This window comes from Streptomyces sp. NBC_01233 (genome assembly GCF_035989305.1).
In the GTDB taxonomy this organism is placed as follows: Bacteria; Actinomycetota; Actinomycetes; order Streptomycetales; family Streptomycetaceae; genus Streptomyces.
This window is the reverse complement of record NZ_CP108514.1, coordinates 449999-463126: the sequence shown is the minus strand read 5'-3', so window position 1 is coordinate 463126 and position 13128 is coordinate 449999. Positions and strand designations below refer to the sequence as shown.

Genomic DNA, 13128 nt, shown 5'->3' with positions numbered 1-13128 from the left:
GCCGGGGTTCCCGGCCTGACTCCAGACCATCAGCGGGGAGCGGGGAAAACGTCGGGGCAGGGGAGGATCCGGACCGCGGGACCAGGGTCCGGACGGGGACGCCGACCAGGACCGGAGTCCTGGTACGGGCCCACACCGGGGACTGGTGGCAGTGGACGAGACCGGTGCCAGAATGGATCACCGGAGAGCGCGGCCGCGCGAGCCCGGCACCTGCCGGGAGGCGTGGTCGACGGGGAGGACCGGCAGCATGGGTGTGGGTGTGGGTGTGGGTGTGACGGTGGGAGCGGAAGGGAACGGCGGCGCGCGTGCCGGTGCGGACCGCGCCACGGACCGCGACGCCGGCCGGTCAGGCGACCCGGTTGCGGAGCCGGGTGCGGACCGCGGCGCCGACCGCTCACCGTGGACGCGCAACGACGCACTCGTGGCGGTCGCGGCCGGCACCATCGACCTCGTCGGCTACTCCCTAGGCATGCAGACCGAGGGCCGGGTCCTGAGCGTGACCGCGGCCGTCTCCCTGGTCTTCTCGGCGATGCCCCTGATCGCCCGGCGCGCGCGGCCGGTGACGGTGCTCGCAGCCGTACTGGCCCTGGGCGTGCTCGTGAACCTGACCACCCCGCCGACCCCGCACTTCACCCTCACCCTGATGGTGGCCCTCTACACGGTGGCCCGGTTCAGCCGTCCCGCCGTGGCCGCGGCAGCGGCGGTCACGGCGGTGCCGCTGATCCCCGCCGGCCAGGGCGGCTGGCCCCTGCCCTTCGGCTGGTCGGGCCTGGTCGCGAACCTGATCGGCACCCTCGGCGCCGTCGGCGCGGCCGCCGTGGTCAACCACCGGCAGCGGGAGGCCGAGGTCCACCGGACCCTGCTCGCCGACCGGGCGGTGGCCGAGGAGCGCCGCCGGATCGCCCGCGAACTGCACGACATCGTGGCCCACCACATCACCACCATGCAGCTGATGGCCGGCGGAGCCCGCGCCAACCTGGCGCACGATCCGGAGGTCGTCCGGGAGGCCCTCGTGACCCTGGAGGACTCCGGGCGGATGGCGCTGCGCGAGATGCGCCAACTCCTCGACGTACTACGGGCCGGGGAGGAGCCGGAGCGCACCCCGCCGGCCCCGCAGCCGGGAGCCGGTGACCTCGACCGGATCATCACCGAGTCCCGGCTGGCCGGTACGGAGACCGAGTTCAGCGTCGACGGCCCGGTCCGCCCGCTGCCGCCGACCGTGGGCCTCACCGTCTTCCGGATCGTCCAGGAGGCCCTGACCAACACCCGCAAGCACGCGGGGCAGGCGAGGGCCCACGTACGGCTCACCTACCGCCGGGACGAGGTGGTCGTGGAGGTGCGCGACGACGGGGCGGGAGCGCAGGCGCCGGCCTCCCGGCCCGGGGCGCGCTCCGGGTACGGTCTGATCGGTATGCACGAGCGTGTCGCCCTGCAGGGCGGAACCCTGGAGGCCGCCGCACTCGACGGCGGGGGCTTCCGGGTGGCGGCCCGCCTCCCGGTCCCGGTCCCGGGCCCCGGGGAGGGCGAGAGAGAGGAACGGCACCGATGATCCGCGTGCTCGTAGCCGACGACCAGCCGCTGGTGCGGCGCGGCCTGGCCCTGATCCTCGGCCCCGACCCGGAGTTCGAGGTCGTGGGCGAGGCCGAGGACGGGGCCCGGGCCGTCGCCCTCGCCCACGAGCTGCGGCCCGACGTGGTCGTCATGGACATCCGGATGCCGGTCCTCGACGGGGTCCAGGCCACCGAGGAGCTCGCGCGGACGCTCCCCTCGACGCGCGTCCTCGCCCTCAGCACCTTCGACATGGACGAGTACGTGGTCGCCGCCCTGCGCGCCGGCGCGTACGGCTTCCTGCCCAAGGACATCTCTCCGGAGGAGCTGATCGCCGCGGTCCGCATCGTCCACACCGGCGAGGCCGCCGTCGCGCCGCGGCTGCTGACCCGGCTCATCTCCGCCTACGTGCGGACCCCCGTGCGGCCGAGGTCGTGGGCCGGCGAGACCCCGGCCGAACTCACCCCGCGCGAGCTGGAGATCTGGCGGCTGCTGGCCGGCGGCCGGGGCAATGCCGAGATCGCCCTGGACCTGGACATCAGTGTCTCCACGGTCAAGAACCACATCACCGGCATCTTCGCCAAGCTGGGCGTCCGTGACCGTGCGCAGGCGGTGATCGCGGCCTACGAATCGGGCCTGGTGGAGGCCGGTTGTGCGAGCGGTTGATCACCAAGTGCCCGCAAGAGCACCGGAATTTTCCTGGTGACCACACCTCTGACCAGCCAAAACACTGGATGATTCGCCCGTGCGGAGAGGGGCACGTCCATGGCACAGTGCGATCAGCCAGACCGCACGCACGACCAGGGAGCCTCCATGCGCGATCCGTACGCCACGCCGCTCGCGGCCGCCCCCGACCGCGTGCCGGAGGCGGAGCCCGGACCGCTGCCCTGCTGTCCGGTGTGCGACGGCCCACCGGAACGCATCTCCTGGCGCCAGCGACCCGGCCGGCCGGTGATGCTGGTCTTCGACCCGTGTGGCCACCGCTGGTCGACGCCGGCCCCACCGGTCCTGGCGGTCACCCCGCCGCCGGCCCCGGACCGCCTCACCTAGCGGTGGCGGCCCACGCGCCGCCGACACCCCGTTTCGCCCCGCTCCCGGCCGGGAGCGGCGGCGCTCACCGCCGGTCAGTCCCGGTACACGAGGACGAACTCCCCGTAGGGGTGCGTGCCGTGGCGGTCCGCCGTCTCGTCGAGGGCCCTGCGCAGCGTGCGCAGATGGCCTGCGGTGAGCTGGAGCGGCGGCTCGTCCGGCTGGTACACGGTGCCGCGGGGGTAGTCCTCGCCCGCCGTGGTCATCTCGATGTGGCAGCCGAGGACATGGCGGACCGGCCGGGTGGCGCAGAAGTCCAGCAGCCGGTCGACGGTGGCCGAGTAGGCCGTCCGGTCCTCGATGTAGAGCCGCCCCCGATAGAGGGAGTCGCCGGTCAGCAAGAGGCCGGTGTGGCGGTCGTGGAAGACCAGGGCGGCCTGCTGGTGGCCGGGGCCGGGGATTAGGTCGAGGATCCGGCCGCCCAGGTCCAGTGCGCCGGTGCGGTGCGGCCAGTCGGCGAGGCCGAAGGCGGCCGTGACCTCGTCGAGTCCGGGTCCCACGACCGTGGTGAGGGGCCGGTCCGCGAACTGCGGGTCCGCCGCGACGTGGTCGCCGTGTCCGTGGGTGTGGGCGACCAGAAGCGAGTACGCGGGCCTCGGGTGGCGTTCCAGCCAGTCCGTGACGAGCCGGTCGACCGTTTCCCGCAGGGGGAAGTGCGTCGGGTCGGCGGACGCGCCCGTGTCGAGGAGCAGCGCCCGGTCATTGCCGAAGAGGAGGAAGAGGAACGGGGCTTCGTAGTGCACGGACTTGTTCTGGCGCAGGATCACCGTGTGTTCGGAGTAGGCATGGACCTGGATCTCCGGGGCCGGGTCGTGCTTCGGGGAGGGCCAGCCCGCGTGCCAGACGACGTCGAGACTGCCTGAGACCGGGGCGCCCCCGAGAAAGTCGATCACGCGTCCAACCTACCCCCGTCGTCGGGCGCCGGGGAGCGAGCCGTCGGCCAGGCCCGCACAGGTCCCGCGCCCGGCTCGCGCGCGCTGCCCCATCGCGGTTTCGTGGTGGCAGAGGCGTGTGTACCGATGCGGCGGCATGGACCGCCGGACCGAGCCCTCGCCGTGACGGAGGAGGGCGGAACATGTACGCACCAGGTCCCACAGCCCGCCGCCGACGCCGTGCGGCAGTCCTCACCGCGGCGCTGGCCTGCTCGGCGCTGCTCACCGGGCCCGGACCGGCCGCCGCACACAGCGCGCCCCCGGCGCTCACAGCTACCACACCGTCACCCTCGGCGACCGTTCCGAAGCTGGACTGGAGTCCGTGCAAGCCCGGCAGCCCGTGGGACTGCGCCACGGTGAAGGTGCCGCTCGACCACGCCGCCCCCGCGGGCCGCACCGTCGACCTGGCGGTCGTCCGCCGGCAGGCCACCGATCCCGGCCGGCGGATCGGCACCCTGTTCGTGAACCCCGGCGGTCCCGGCGGCCCCGGGACCGTGCAGGTGCCGCAGAACTACGACGCCTTCCCCAGGGAACTGCGGGAACGGTTCGACATCGTCAGCTGGGACCCGCGTGGGATCGGCAACAGCACCGCCGTGAACTGCTTCGACACCACGGAGGAAGCCAGTACCTGGGCGGCCCGCCCACCCGGCGGCTTCCCGGTGGGCGCGCAGGAGCGGAAGGCGTGGATCGACGCGTACGAGGACCTCGGCCGGCGCTGCGAGAAGCGCGACCCGGACCTGCTGCGCCACGTGTCGACCGCCGACACCGCCCGGGACCTCGACCTGCTCCGCCGGTCGGTGGGCGAAGGACAGCTGAACTACCTGGGCGTCTCCTACGGCACGATCCTCGGCGCCACCTACGCCAACCTCTTCCCAGGCAGCGTCCGCGCCATGGTCCTCGACAGCAACATAGCCCCCCGGGCCTGGACTGACGGCGCCCGGCAGGGCGATCCCCGCACCACGACCCTCCTGCGCATGGGCTCGGACCGCACCGCCGCGGCCACCCTGGACCGGTTCCTCACCCTGTGCGGATCGGCGCCCGCGGCCCGCTGCGCTTTCTCGGCGGGCAGCCCCGAGGCCACCCGTGACAAGTTCGACAGGCTGATGCAGCGGCTGCGGGAGCGTCCGATCGGCCCGTGGACGTACGCCAAGACGGTCGCCGACACGGTCAACGGCCTCTACATCGTCGACCCAGGCTGGACGGCTCTCGCGGGCAGGCTCCAGGAGCTGTCGCAGGGCCGCGCGCCCAAGCCCCCGGTGTACCCGCCGCCGCCCCCGGTGGACCGGCCGAACCCGTACCTGGGGGACGAGCAGGCGGCGGCCGTCTGGTGCGCCGACAGCCCGAACCCGCGCGACCCCTCCGCGTACCAGGCCCTGGAGGAGGACAGCGCCCGGCGGGCCGGCGACGCGGGACGCTTCTGGACGTGGGCGGCGGAGCCCTGTGCCACCTGGCCGGCCAGGGCCGCCGCCGGGTACGACGGCCCGTGGAACACGCCCACCGCCCGTCCCGTCCTGGTGATCGGGACCCGGTACGACCCCTCCACGCCCTACGCGGGTGCCCAGGCCATGGCCGGTGAGCTGGCCGACGCCCGCCTGCTCACCAACGACGGCTATGGGCACACCGCGCTGTTCAACAACGGCAGCAGCTGCATCAGCGCGTACGAGAGCCGCTACTTCGTCGACGGGACGCTTCCGCCACCCGGCACGGTCTGCCGCCCGGACCGGGTTCCCTTCTCCTGACGGGCCGGCGGGGGCCGTGCCTTGCTTGACGTTGCCCTGATGTTCACACCTCTGATGTTCGAAGGTGCGTGATCTTGGCCGACTTCGAGCATCATCTTTCATCAAGGGGCGGTGGAGCGCTATCTTGTCGGGAGCATGCCAGAGCTGTGTCCGTGACGCGGACCGCACGAGGAGCTGCCCCATGAGACTGCCGAGCATCCGCAGGAGCCAGCGCCGACACGACCGGAACGACGGGCAACGCCGGTTAGGGGCCCGGGCGCGCCCGGCCCGCCCACGGAGCCGCCGCACCCTCGGCGCCGCCCTGCTCGCCGCCGCCCTCGCCGTCGCGGGCCTGTCCGCCGCAGGCCCCTCGCCCCACCCGCCACCGCGGCCCCTGCCGGCGCCACGGCCGCCGCGGGCAACGTCACCGGCTTCACCCAGTCCGGGAACACCTTCACCGTCACGGCCTCCGGCGGAGCCAAGGCCCGCGTGGTCGTCGCCCGCGCCGACATCTTCCGCCTCTGGCTCTCGCCCGACGGCGCCTTCACCAACGACCCGGCCGGCTCCGACCTCGCCACCACCACCGACTTCGGCTCCGTGGCCACGTCCCACTCCGACGCCGGCGCGTACTACCGGATCACCACCGGAGCCCTCTCCATCCGGGTCAACAAGGCACCCCTGAGGTTCTCCGTCTACCGCGCCGACGACACCACCCCCGTCTGGCAGGAGACCCAGCCCACCAGCTGGACGGGCAGCCAGACCACCCAATACCTGGCCCGTGGCGCGGACGAGCAGTTCTACGGCACCGGCCTGCGACTGGGCGAATGGGCACTGCGCGGCAAGACCGTCCCGATCGCCGTCGACAACAAGTGGCGCGAGAACGACAACGCCAGCCCGGCCCCGTTCTACATGTCCACCAACGGCTACGGCGTCATGCGCAACACCTGGGCCCCGGGCTCCTACGGGTTCAACGCCCCCACCACCCTCACCCACGACGAGAAGCGCTTCGACGCCTGGTACTTCACCGGCGACTCGCTCAAATCGGTGCTCGACGCGTACACCGACGTCAGCGGAAAGCCGTTCATGGCGCCGATGTGGGGCTTCGAACTCGGCAACGCCGACTGCTTCAACGCCTCCAACCCCGACTACCAGGGCGACCACGACCGGCCGCGCCACCAGACCACTCCCGACGTCGTCGGCTACGCGACGGACGCCCGCGCCGCCGACATGCCCTCGGGCTGGTTCCTGCCCAACGACGGCTACGGCTGCGGCTACACCGCGCCCCTCAAGTCGACGGTGGACGCCCTGAAGTCCAGGGGCTTCCAGACCGGCCTGTGGACCTCCACCGGCCTCGGCTCCATCGCCGACGAGGTGGGCACGGCCGGCAGCCGCGGGGTGAAGACCGACGTGGCGTGGATCGGCAGCGGCTACAAGTACGCCTTCGACGGTGTGCAGCAGGCCGTGGACGGGATCGAGAAGAACTCCGACGCCCGCCGCTACGTCTGGACCGTCGACGGCTGGGCGGGCACCCAGCGCAACGCCGTCGTCTGGACCGGCGACACCCACGGCACCTGGGACGACATGCGCTGGCACGTCCCCGCGATCACCGGAGCGGGCCTGTCCGGCCTCAACTACGCCGCCGGCGACGTCGACGGCATCTTCGGGGGCAGCCCCAAGACGTACACCCGCGACCTGCAGTGGAAGGCCTTCACCCCGGCCTTCATGACCATGTCCGGCTGGGGCGCGACCAACCCGTCCGCCGGCTACCAGGACAAGCAGCCCTGGCGCTTCGCCGAGCCCTACCTCTCCATCAACCGCAAGTACCTGCAGCTCAAGATGCGGCTGATGCCGTACCTCTACACGATGAGCCGCGTCGCCCACGAGAGCGGCGTGCCCAGCACCCGCGCCATGGTCCTGGAGTACCCCGACGACCCGGTGGCCCGCGGCAACGCCACCAGTGGCCAGTTCATGGCCGGCGACTCCCTCCTCGTCGCGCCCGTCGTCTCCGACACCTCGGTCCGGGACGGCATCCACCTCCCCGCCGGGACCTGGACGGACTACTGGACGGGGAAGACGTACGCGGGCCCGGGCCGCCTCAACGGCTACCAGGCGCCGCTCGACACCCTCCCGCTCTTCGTCAAGGGCGGCGCCGTCGTGCCGATGTGGCCGCAGATGAACCACACCGGGGAGAAGCCCGTCTCCACCCTCACCTACGACATCCACCCGCGCGGCAACTCCTCCTTCAGCCTCTACGAGGACGACGGCCGCACCCGCGCCTACCAGTCCGGCGCCTACGCCCGACAGCAGGTCGACGTCGGCGCCCCGACGGCCGGCTCCGGCACGGTCACCGTCAATGTCGGCGCCCCCACCGGCAGTTACGCCGGCAAGCCGACCTCCCGGGGCTACGAGTTCACCCTCCACGTGGCCTCCGCGCCCACGGCCCTCACGGTGGACGGGGCCGCCGTGGCGCGCCTGACCTCCAAGGCCGCCTACGACTCCGCCGCGACCGGCTGGTTCTTCGACCCGGCGGACCGCTCCGGCGTGCTCTGGATCAAGACGGGTTCCAAGGCGGGCGCCTTCAGCGTCTCGGCCACCGGCACCAGCCTCCCCGCCGCCGAGACCCTGCCCTCCTCCGCCCCCATCGACAAGTCGGCATGGTCCCTGGCCTACGCCGACAGCCAGGAGACCAGCGCCGAGAACGGCGCCGCCGCGGGCGCCTTCGACGGGAACCCGGCCACGCTGTGGCACACCGCCTGGTCCGGCCCGAAGCCCGCCGCGCTGCCGCACGAGCTCCAGATCGACCTCGGCGCCCGCTACGCGGTGGACGGCCTCGGGTACCTGCCCCGCCAGGACGGCGGCGTCAACGGCCGGATCGGCGGCTACGCGGTCTACGTCTCCGACACCACCGCCGACTGGGGGCCACCGGTCGCGAGCGGCGCCTTCCCCGACACGGCGGACGCCAAGACCGCCGTCCTCTCCCCGAAGACCGGCCGCTACCTCCGCCTCAAGGCCCTCACCGAGGCCGGCGGGCGCGGCCCCTGGACCAGCGCCGCCGAGGTCAGCCTCACCGGCCGACCGGCCCCGCTCCCCGCGGACGCCACCCTCGTCAACGCGGCCTCCGCAAGCTGCCTGGACCTGCCGCACAGCGCCACCACGCCGGGCACCGAACCCACCCTCTACACCTGCCACGGCGGCCCCAACCAGCGCTGGACCCTGCAGAGCGACGGCCGCCTCACCGGCCTCACGGGGGTCTGCCTCGACGGCGCGAACGCCGCCCGCGTCACCGTCCGGACCTGCGACGGCAGCGCCGGCCAGATCTGGCAGGCGGGGCCCCGGAGCACCCTGCGCACCGCCGGCCTATGCCTCGCCCCGACCGGCTCGGGCACCGCCAACGGCACCACTCTCACCGGCACCGCCTGCGACGACACGCCGGCCCAGCGCTGGACCTTCACCCCCTGATTCCCTCAGCTGCCGAGCACGGACCGGCACTCCCGTCGGGCCGGCTCGCTCAGCAGCCCCCGGAACCGGCCGAACAGCGAAAGGAGTTCGGCTCCCCACGCCTCGCGGAAGGCGGGATCGATACGCGCCAGGTCGAGCTCGTTGGCCGCCGACAGCTCGGCGAGGTCCCGCCGCAACTCCACGGCGGGGGAGTGGACACGGCCGGTGAACCGGTCCCGGAAGGCGGCCTCCTCGCGGGCGAGCGTCGGATACGACGCCGTCCGGTCGCAGGCGGCGTAGAGGTACACGATCCCCTCCGCCTCCTCGCCGATCACCTCGGCCAGCTCGGCCCGCCGGGCGAGCGGCAGCAGGGCGGTGGGGAATCCGTCCGTACCGTAGAAGGCGTGGCACAGGCCCGCCCGTTGCAGTGCGGGCCGAGCGCCCCAGGACGCGAGCAGCGCCCGTACGCGCTCCAGGTGCGCGAGCAGGGTCCCGCCGGGGTGCGCGAATCCTGCGCACCGAGCTCCCGCAACCACACGACGGCGGGGTCCGACATCGGTACTCCCCTCGGGGTCGTGGCGGTGGGTCGGCACCCGTCCACGCCTTTCGCCGGGGGTCCGGACCCCGTGGCGAAGGCGGGGACGGGTTGCCGCCCGGGCCCTGCATTGATCTTGATCCAGCCCAAACCCCAAGTCAATCCTCCGATTTGCTCCCCACATCCAAGCGATACCTTGGGTCTCATGACCCTCGACGATCTTCGTGTGCTCGTGGCCGTCTGCCGTGCCGGCAGCCTCAGCGCCGTCGCCCGCGACCTCGGCTGCACCCAGTCGGCCGTCAGTCAGCACGTCCGCCGCCTGGAGAAGCAGACCGGCGCGAGCCTCCTGGAGCGCCACGCCCGCGGTGTCGTCCCCACCGAGGCGGGCCGCATCCTCCAGGCGGCCGCGGCGGACGGCATCGCCGGTCTCGACGGGGCCCTGCGCCGGGTGGACGACCTCGTACGGGGCGGCGGCGGCTCAGTGCGCGTCACCACCGGCGCGACGACCGTGCGGCACTTCATGTCCGACGCCGTCGTCGCCTTCCGCCGCCTCCACCCCGGGGTGAGCCTGGAGTTCCAGACCGAGAACTCCAGCCGCAGCTGCTTCGACGCACTCGCCGCCGACGACCTCGACCTCGCCTGGATCACCATCGGCAGACCGGTCCGCGGCATCGAACAGCGCCCGGTCATGGAACTGCCCTGGGTGCTCGCGGTCGGCGCCGACGACCCCCTCGCCGCCCGCCCGTGCATCGATCCCGCCGACCTCGCCGGCATCCGCCACATCCGGCTTCCGGAGAACTCCGCCTCCCGCGCCCACCTCGACGGCGCCTTCGCCGAGTCGGGCATCCACGTACGCTCCGACACCAGCGTGGCCGACTGGGACACCGCCCTGCTGCTCGCCGAACTAGGCCTGGGGCACGCCGTCGTGCCCGCGCTGCCCGGCTGGCAGGTCCCCGGCTCCGACGGCCCGCTGCGCCTCGTGCCCATCCCCGCCCTGCCGCCCCTCGCCGTCGGCTGGGCGGTCCGACGCTGGGCCGCCCTCGCCCCGCCGGCCCTCGTCTTCGCCGACGAGGTCGCCCGCAGCTGCCGGGCGCGCGCCGCCGGGCAGCAGTGACGCCGCGACCAGCCCCACGGCGGCCAGCGCCGCCAGGGCCGGCAGCGAGGGGCCGCGTACCCCGGCGCTCGCGGCCACCGCGATCCCGAGGGCCGGGCCGACGTTCATGGCCGTCTGCTTGAGCCCGCCGACGACCCCGGCGTACCCGGCCGGGGCCTCGCCGACCACGGCCCCGGTGGCGGTGACCATGACGGTGGTGAACCCGGCGCCGAGCACCGCGAAGGCCACCTCCGACGCGGAGCCCAGCCCAGCGATCCCGGCGACGACCAGCCCCGTACCGGTGAGCGCGGTACGCCGCGGCCCGAACCGGCGCAGCGCCGCCCCCGCCACGGGCGCCCCCGCGACCATCAGCGCGGTCAGCGGCAGGACCCGCAGTCCGGTGTCGAGCGGGTCCAGTCCCTGGACGTCCTGGAGCCGGAAGGTGGCTGTGAACAGGGCCCCGAACATCCCCGCGGACACCAGCAGCAGCAGCGCCATCGAGGCCGTGACCGCCCTGGTCCGGGCCACGGCGGGCGGTACGAGCGGCCGTACGGAGCGCCGCTCGCGCCGTGCGAACAGGGCCGCGAGCACGGCGGCCGCCCCGAACCCGAGCGCGGTCGGCGCACCGGTCCACCCGTACGCCGGTACGCCGACCAGCGCGTGCACGAACACCGCGAGGGCCGTCGCCAGCAGGGCCGCGCCGCCCATCTCCAGCCGTCCGGCCTCCGTACGCGGCGGCGCGGGCGCCCGTACGGCGAGCGTCAGCGCGGCGATCACCACGGCCACGGGCACATTGATCACGAACACGGCCCGCCAGTCCCACTGGGCGACCAGCAGGCCCCCCAGCAGCGGGCCGGCCGCCGCGGCCACCCCGATCGCGCTGGTCCGCACGGCGACCGGAGTGGCGAGCCGGTCGGGCGGATAAGCGAGCCTCAGGAGCGCGAGCGTCGCGGGCTGGAGCAGCGCACCGAACACGCCCTGCACGGCGCGCAGTCCGATCACCCAGCCCACGCCGGGCGCGAGGACGATGCCGGCCGAGGCCGCGGCGAATCCGAGCACGCCGACGAAGAGCAGCCGGGCGTGCCCGTACCGGTCGCCGAGCCGCCCGGCGACCACCAGGAACGCGGCCACCGAGAGCAGGTAGGCGGTACTGGTCCACTGGACCTGCGTCACGCTCGCCCCGAGGTCGCGCCCCAGGCTCGGCTGCGCCACCGTCAGCACGGTGCCGTCGAGGGCGACGATCATGGCCCCGGCCACGCTGACGAGGAGTGAGATCCGCTGCCTCACGCGGGTGCACCCCCGAGGTGTGCGTCGACGGCTGCGCCGACCATGCGCTCGACACCGGCGGACCGGTCCTCACCGAGGACCAGCGGCAGACTGCCCCAGCGCCACAACTGCGCCACGCCGTGCAGGTTGGCCCACAGCGCGGCGGCGGTGACGGAGGGTTCGGCCGCCCCGCAACGCGAGACGAGCGCGAGGAGGAGGCGGAACAGCGGCAGGGTCGACTCCCGCAGCCGGGGTTCGTCGGAAGGGCCCCGGTCCGTGCTGTCCAGCAGGTCGTGCCGGAACATCAGCTCGAACATTCCGGGCTGCTCCAGCGCGTAGCCGACGTAGGCGCACCCGATCGCCCGGACCTGCTCCCGGGCCGAGGGCTTCTCGGCGTCGGCGTCGGCGTCGGATCCGGAGCCGGCTTCCGCGGTCACGGCCGCGATCCGCTCGCCGAGATCCGCGAACCCGCGCCGGGCGATCGCCGACAGCAGGGAGTGGTGGGTGGGGAAGTACCGGCGGGGCGCGCCGTGCGAGACGCCTGCCCTGCGTGCGATCTCCCGCAGCCCCAGTGCGCCGGTTCCCTCGCTCGTGACGAGCTCCGCACCGACGTCGATCAGCCGTTCCCGAAGGGGTCTCTCCTGGTCCATGGACCCTTGTCTACCAGCGCGAGTAGACAGTGTCTACTAAGTTTGGCCCGTGATTGGGGGCGGCTGACGAGGACGCACGGCGCGCCGCGGAGGATGATGGAGTGGCCGGGGGTGAAGCCCGAGCGTGAACCCGCCGACCGGCGGAGGAGGTGCACGTGCCATGACGGAGCACGACGGCGGTCCGGCGGCGCGGAAGCTGGAGGAGGGCAGGCTGCTCAAGGAGCTGGAGGCCATCCACCGCACGCGCCACGAGACCCTGCTGCACGGGTCGGACGACGCGCTCGTCACCCACACGAAGCGGATGAACGAGCTGGAACACGAGTACGTACGCCGCCACCCGCAGCGGGCCCAGACCGCGGGCCGCACCCGCTCGGGCGCCCGTGCCCGAGCGGGCGAGTAGTCGCCGAGCGCCCGGCTCGTACCCGGCGGCCGGCCCCGTACGGGCCGGACCGCCGGAGTCCGGTCACCGCGCGGCGTAGGGGAGCAGGGCCATCTCGCGGGCGTTCTCGACCGCGGTGGCGAGCCGGCGCTGCTGCTGCGCGCTCTACGAGATGCCAGCCCAGGGCGGCGGCCGCCCTGCGCACGGGTGGCACCGTCTCCCAGGCGGCGTCCGGCAGCGAGGCCAGCCACGGACCCGTGTTCTCCACGCAGAGCGCGCCCCCCCGCGGCCTCCCAGGCCGGCAGGGTGTCACCATGCGGTCGGGGTCGTTGCGACGGTTCTTGCGGGTGACGTACGTGTAGCCGCTTCTTGCGGTGGAGCGGAGTTTGACGATCGGGCGTACTTCGGTGCGTGCCATGAGGCTAACATATGGCAATGGTTTCCATTTTCAATAAAATGATTCCTGCCGGGGGTCACCAA

Annotated in this window: 10 protein-coding genes and 4 pseudogenes; 7 read left to right on the top strand and 7 right to left on the bottom strand. The window is 73.5% G+C overall.

Annotated elements, in window-relative coordinates; genetic code table 11:
• Window positions 1–247: 247 nt before the first annotated feature.
• From OG332_RS02330 to OG332_RS02320, 3 genes are all read left to right on the top strand, one after another.
• Entirely contained in the window at window positions 248–1549 is a 1302-nt protein-coding gene (locus OG332_RS02330; protein WP_327411837.1) for a sensor histidine kinase, read from the top strand.
• The gene (locus tag OG332_RS02325; RefSeq protein WP_327411836.1) at window positions 1546–2214 is read left to right on the top strand and encodes a response regulator transcription factor; all 669 of its coding nucleotides are present in this window, start codon (window positions 1546–1548) and stop codon (window positions 2212–2214) included. The genes OG332_RS02330 and OG332_RS02325 overlap by 4 nt, the downstream gene beginning before the upstream one ends.
• 147 nt (window positions 2215–2361) lie before the next feature.
• Window positions 2362–2598 carry a hypothetical protein gene (locus OG332_RS02320; RefSeq protein WP_327411835.1) on the top strand — a complete coding sequence of 79 codons (237 nt, stop codon included), beginning with the start codon at window positions 2362–2364 and terminating at the stop codon, window positions 2596–2598.
• Between the two features lie 74 nt (window positions 2599–2672).
• On the opposite strand, the gene OG332_RS02315 is transcribed toward OG332_RS02320, so the two are convergent.
• A complete protein-coding gene (locus OG332_RS02315; RefSeq protein WP_327411834.1) occupies window positions 2673–3530 on the bottom strand; it encodes an MBL fold metallo-hydrolase in 858 nt (285 codons plus the stop codon).
• 182 nt (window positions 3531–3712) lie between these two features.
• Here OG332_RS02315 and OG332_RS02310 point away from each other — a divergent pair, with 182 nt between their 5' ends.
• Together OG332_RS02310 and OG332_RS02305 are read left to right on the top strand one after the other, a co-directional pair.
• The gene (locus OG332_RS02310; RefSeq protein ID WP_327411833.1) at window positions 3713–5308 is read left to right on the top strand and encodes an alpha/beta hydrolase; all 1596 of its coding nucleotides are present in this window, start codon (window positions 3713–3715) and stop codon (window positions 5306–5308) included.
• Between the two features lie 468 nt (window positions 5309–5776).
• The gene (locus OG332_RS02305) at window positions 5777–8746 is read left to right on the top strand and encodes a TIM-barrel domain-containing protein (RefSeq protein ID WP_327411832.1); all 2970 of its coding nucleotides are present in this window, start codon (window positions 5777–5779) and stop codon (window positions 8744–8746) included.
• Window positions 8747–8751: 5 nt separating this feature from the next.
• On the opposite strand, the gene OG332_RS02300 is transcribed toward OG332_RS02305, so the two are convergent.
• Window positions 8752–9318: a DUF6817 domain-containing protein gene (locus tag OG332_RS02300; RefSeq protein ID WP_442816094.1), complete on the bottom strand. Its 567-nt coding sequence runs from the start codon at window positions 9316–9318 to the stop codon at window positions 8752–8754.
• 147 nt (window positions 9319–9465) lie between these two features.
• On the opposite strand from OG332_RS02300, the gene OG332_RS02295 reads away from it, so the two are divergent.
• Complete coding sequence (locus OG332_RS02295) at window positions 9466–10374, top strand: LysR family transcriptional regulator (RefSeq protein WP_327411831.1); 909 nt, start codon at window positions 9466–9468, stop codon at window positions 10372–10374.
• Here the strand turns inward: OG332_RS02295 and OG332_RS02290 are convergent.
• Window positions 10357–11598 (bottom strand): annotated as a pseudogene (locus OG332_RS02290) (MFS transporter); the annotation flags it as partial. The gene OG332_RS02295 and the pseudogene OG332_RS02290 overlap by 18 nt on opposite strands.
• Before the next feature lie 38 nt (window positions 11599–11636).
• Complete coding sequence (locus OG332_RS02285) at window positions 11637–12269, bottom strand: TetR/AcrR family transcriptional regulator (protein WP_327411830.1); 633 nt, start codon at window positions 12267–12269, stop codon at window positions 11637–11639.
• Window positions 12270–12429: 160 nt separating this feature from the next.
• Here OG332_RS02285 and OG332_RS02280 point away from each other — a divergent pair, with 160 nt between their 5' ends.
• Window positions 12430–12669 carry a DUF6158 family protein gene (locus OG332_RS02280; RefSeq protein ID WP_327411829.1) on the top strand — a complete coding sequence of 80 codons (240 nt, stop codon included), beginning with the start codon at window positions 12430–12432 and terminating at the stop codon, window positions 12667–12669.
• 63 nt (window positions 12670–12732) lie between these two features.
• Here the strand turns inward: OG332_RS02280 and OG332_RS02275 are convergent.
• The 3 pseudogenes from OG332_RS02275 to rpmG form a co-directional block, all read right to left on the bottom strand.
• Window positions 12733–12813 (bottom strand): annotated as a pseudogene (locus OG332_RS02275) (30S ribosomal protein S18); the annotation flags it as partial.
• Between the two features lie 7 nt (window positions 12814–12820).
• Window positions 12821–12959 (bottom strand): annotated as a pseudogene (locus OG332_RS02270) (cobalamin biosynthesis protein CobW); the annotation flags it as partial.
• Window positions 12959–13066 (bottom strand): annotated as a pseudogene (rpmG, locus tag OG332_RS02265) (50S ribosomal protein L33); the annotation flags it as partial. The pseudogenes OG332_RS02270 and rpmG, both read right to left, overlap by 1 nt.
• Window positions 13067–13128 lie beyond the last annotated feature (62 nt).

Excerpts from the sequence above, each read along its gene's own strand:
- OG332_RS02280 (WP_327411829.1), top strand. The coding sequence starts at position 12,430 with ATGACGGAGCACGACGGCGGTCCGGCGGCGCGGAAGCTGGAGGAGGGC.
- OG332_RS02320 (WP_327411835.1), top strand. The coding sequence starts at position 2,362 with ATGCGCGATCCGTACGCCACGCCGCTCGCGGCCGCCCCCGACCGCGTG.
- OG332_RS02285 (WP_327411830.1), bottom strand. The coding sequence starts at position 12,269 with ATGGACCAGGAGAGACCCCTTCGGGAACGGCTGATCGACGTCGGTGCG.
- OG332_RS02295 (WP_327411831.1), top strand. The coding sequence starts at position 9,466 with ATGACCCTCGACGATCTTCGTGTGCTCGTGGCCGTCTGCCGTGCCGGC.
- OG332_RS02325 (WP_327411836.1), top strand. The coding sequence starts at position 1,546 with ATGATCCGCGTGCTCGTAGCCGACGACCAGCCGCTGGTGCGGCGCGGC.
- OG332_RS02310 (WP_327411833.1), top strand. The coding sequence starts at position 3,713 with ATGTACGCACCAGGTCCCACAGCCCGCCGCCGACGCCGTGCGGCAGTC.
- OG332_RS02330 (WP_327411837.1), top strand. The coding sequence starts at position 248 with ATGGGTGTGGGTGTGGGTGTGGGTGTGACGGTGGGAGCGGAAGGGAAC.